The organism is Acinetobacter sp. YH16031 (assembly GCF_013417335.1).
Taxonomy (GTDB): domain Bacteria; phylum Pseudomonadota; class Gammaproteobacteria; order Pseudomonadales; family Moraxellaceae; genus Acinetobacter.
The window spans coordinates 1-3,092 of record NZ_VPED01000095.1 but is presented as its reverse complement, the minus strand read 5'-3'; the positions used below and the strand labels follow the sequence as shown (position 1 = coordinate 3,092).

General features: G+C 41.3%; 2 protein-coding genes. One reads left to right on the top strand and one right to left on the bottom strand.

All coding sequences use genetic code 11. The annotated features are described in order from the left end of the window. Positions 1-165: 165 nt before the first annotated feature. A complete protein-coding gene (locus FTV31_RS16090) occupies positions 166-1,509 on the bottom strand; it encodes a dicarboxylate/amino acid:cation symporter (protein ID WP_125279076.1) in 1,344 nt (447 codons plus the stop codon). A gap of 414 nt (positions 1,510-1,923) precedes the next feature. Between FTV31_RS16090 and FTV31_RS16085 the strand changes: the two genes are divergently transcribed. Further along, on the top strand, positions 1,924-2,925 hold the full coding sequence (locus FTV31_RS16085; RefSeq protein WP_180015675.1) for a glycosyl transferase family protein: 1,002 nt from the start codon (positions 1,924-1,926) through the stop codon (positions 2,923-2,925). The last annotated feature ends 167 nt before the right edge of the window (positions 2,926-3,092 follow it).

Genomic DNA, 3,092 nt, shown 5'->3' with positions numbered 1-3,092 from the left:
TAATTCAAGTGAATTTGTTTGAAAGAAGAACTTTAAAAGCTTTATTTTCACCCGATAAAATACCCATAAAACAAGAGGAAGCTCATTTGAGCTTCCTCTTGTGAAAAATTGTGGGACAGCAATGGCCGAAGCTTCCTTTTTATGACTTACAAGACAAACTCAAACTTAATGAGCATTATTGCCTTCCTGCGCCATTTTTTCATCAATTTCAGCCGGATTTGCTAATGCATAGTTCAGCTTGTCCATGTCTAACTGACCGACCCATTTTGCTACAACCAGAGTCGCCAAAGAGTTACCGACCAGATTGGTCAAGGCACGGGCTTCAGACATAAAGCGGTCAATACCGAGAATCAAGGCCAGACCTGCAACCGGAATATTACCTACAGCGGCTAAAGTTGCTGCCATCACGATAAAGCCTGAACCAGTTACACCCGCTGCACCTTTAGAAGAAATGAGCAATACGAGAAGCAAGGTAATCTGGTGAGACAAATCAAGTTGCGTATTGGTCGCCTGTGCAATGAAGATTGCTGCCATTGTCAGGTAAATTGAAGTACCATCCAGGTTAAATGAATAACCGGTTGGAATGACCAGACCTACCACTGACTTTTCAGCACCTGCAAGCTCAAGTTTTTTCAACATACGTGGCAATACAGATTCAGATGATGAAGTACCGAGTACAATCAACAGCTCTTCGCGAATCAGGCGAATCATCTTGATAATGCTAAAGCCGGTAAAGCGTGCAATTGAACCCAGCACAATAAAGATGAACAGCAAACAGGTGATATAGAAACAGATGATCAACTGGGCCAATTGCGCCAGAGAACCGATCCCATATTTACCGATCGTGAAAGCCATCGCACCAAATGCACCAATAGGCGCAAGTTTCATGATCATGTTCACGATGTTAAAGAACACATGTGAAATCTGATCTACCAGTTTGAGGACTGGCTTACCTTGTGCACCCAGTTTGTGTAATGCAAAACCGAACAGGATCGCAAATAAAAGGACTTGCAGGATTTCGCCTTCAGCAAATGCTCCAACCACCGTATTTGGAATGATATTCATAAAGAAATCAACGGTAGACTGAGAAGCACCCGACTCTACATATTTAGAAATCCCGGCCGTGTCTAGCGATGCCGGATCAACATTCATCCCAACGCCTGGCTTGGCAATATTAATTACCAGAAGACCAATGATCAGCGCCATCGTTGACACGATTTCGAAGTAAAGTAGAGCGACACCACCAGTTTTACCAACTGATTTCATACTCTCCATGCCTGCGATCCCGCTAACCACGGTACAGAAAATCACAGGTGCGATGATCATTTTAATTAAACGGATAAATGCATCACCCAGCGGCTTCAGTTGTTCGCCCAGACCTGGAACATATTGTTCTGCACCATTAATGATTTGTGTACCACTTGGCGAGAAATGTCCGACGAGGATACCCGCAATAATGGCTACAATCACTTGAAAATAAAGCGACTTATAAATTGGTTTTTTAGCCATAACCTTACTTCACGATATACTTCTAACCAGAAGCAATATTCAGTTTTCACTTATTTTTAAAAAACAAGCGTCCAATACTTCATTGTCTGAAACAAAAAAGTGCCTATGTATCAAGAAATTAATCTGATACTGAAATTAGAATGTGTATGTACGTTTAACAATCACAGGAACACCGATCTTCAAGAAAAATCAGTGCATTGATCAGGAGATGAAGCAAACACAAGAATTGCGTGAAATTTTAACCGCTTTTTAGACTTTTGTTTAACCCGAAATGTTAAATTTGCCTAAATACTAAACAATACCTCTTAGACTATAGTCTTATAAAACTATAATAATTCTGCAAAATAAGAAGGTGAAATACCAATATCAGCGTAAAATATGCCAATACTTGATGAACATGATTGATCTATGCCCATGATCACAAAGCGAAATATTTATAAAGATGCCGAACATCCTTTTGCCCAGTTTATTCGTATTATTGGCAAGGGAAAAAATGGTGCACGTTCTTTAAGCTATGAAGAAGCCTATCAGGCTTTTAGCATGATCCTGAAAAATGAAGTAATGGACGTACAACTGGGCGCTTTTCTGATGCTATTACGCGTCAAAGAAGAATCCGTTGATGAACTCGCAGGCTTTGTGCAGGCAACCCGAGACCAACTGAATTTTAAGGCTCTTGATGTTGATCTGGACTGGTCGTCTTATGCTGGCAAACGCAAACATTATCCTTGGTTCATTCTGGCTGCGCTTACCCTCGCCAAGCATGGCTATAACATTGTAATGCACGGTGCTTCAGGTCATACCTTGAATCGGGTTTATACAGAACAAGTACTTAACTACTTAGGCTATCCGATCTGCCAGAATGATGTTGACGTGGAACAGCAGCTTAAAGACAAACATTTTGCTTACCTGCCTCTGGAGGTGATCTCCCCGATTCTGGCTGAGCTGATCGGGCTACGTAATGTTATGGGCCTTCGTTCCCCGATTCATACGCTGGCACGTCTGATTAATCCATTTAATGCCAAAGCGACTTTACAGGCTATTTTCCACCCTGCTTATCGTAGTTCACATCAGCAGTCCGCTTATAAGTTAGGTTATCAAAATAGTGCGGTCATTAAAGGTGAAGGTGGCGAATTTGAACGTAACCCGGATGCCAAAACCTTAATTTGTGGTATTAAAAATGGCGAACTTTATGAGCACGAATTACCAAAACTGACTGACAACCGTAGTCCGATTGAAGAAGAGCTGGATCTGGCTGTGTTTAAGCAAGTATGGGAAGGTCAACGCTCACATGAATATGGGGAAATCGCAGTGGTTGAAACTATGGGCATTGCACTGTATACCATGGGCGAATGTGACAGCTATGAAGCAGCGATGCAAAAAGCCAGAGAACTCTGGAATACCCGTCTTTCAGTTTAATCAAATTCCTATGGCAGATATTAAAAAAGACCACATCTGTGGCATTGCTGTCCCACAATTTTTCACAAGAGGAAGCTCAAATGAGCTTCCTCTTGTTTTATGGGTATTTTATCGGGTGAAAATAAAGCTTTTAAAGTTCTTCTTTCAAACAAATTCACTTGAATTAT

What these genes read in the sequence shown, in the direction of transcription:
- FTV31_RS16090 (WP_125279076.1), bottom strand. Translation starts at nt 1,509, where the DNA reads ATGGCTAAAAAACCAATTTATAAGTCGCTTTATTTTCAAGTGATTGTA.
- FTV31_RS16085 (WP_180015675.1), top strand. Translation starts at nt 1,924, where the DNA reads ATGATCACAAAGCGAAATATTTATAAAGATGCCGAACATCCTTTTGCC.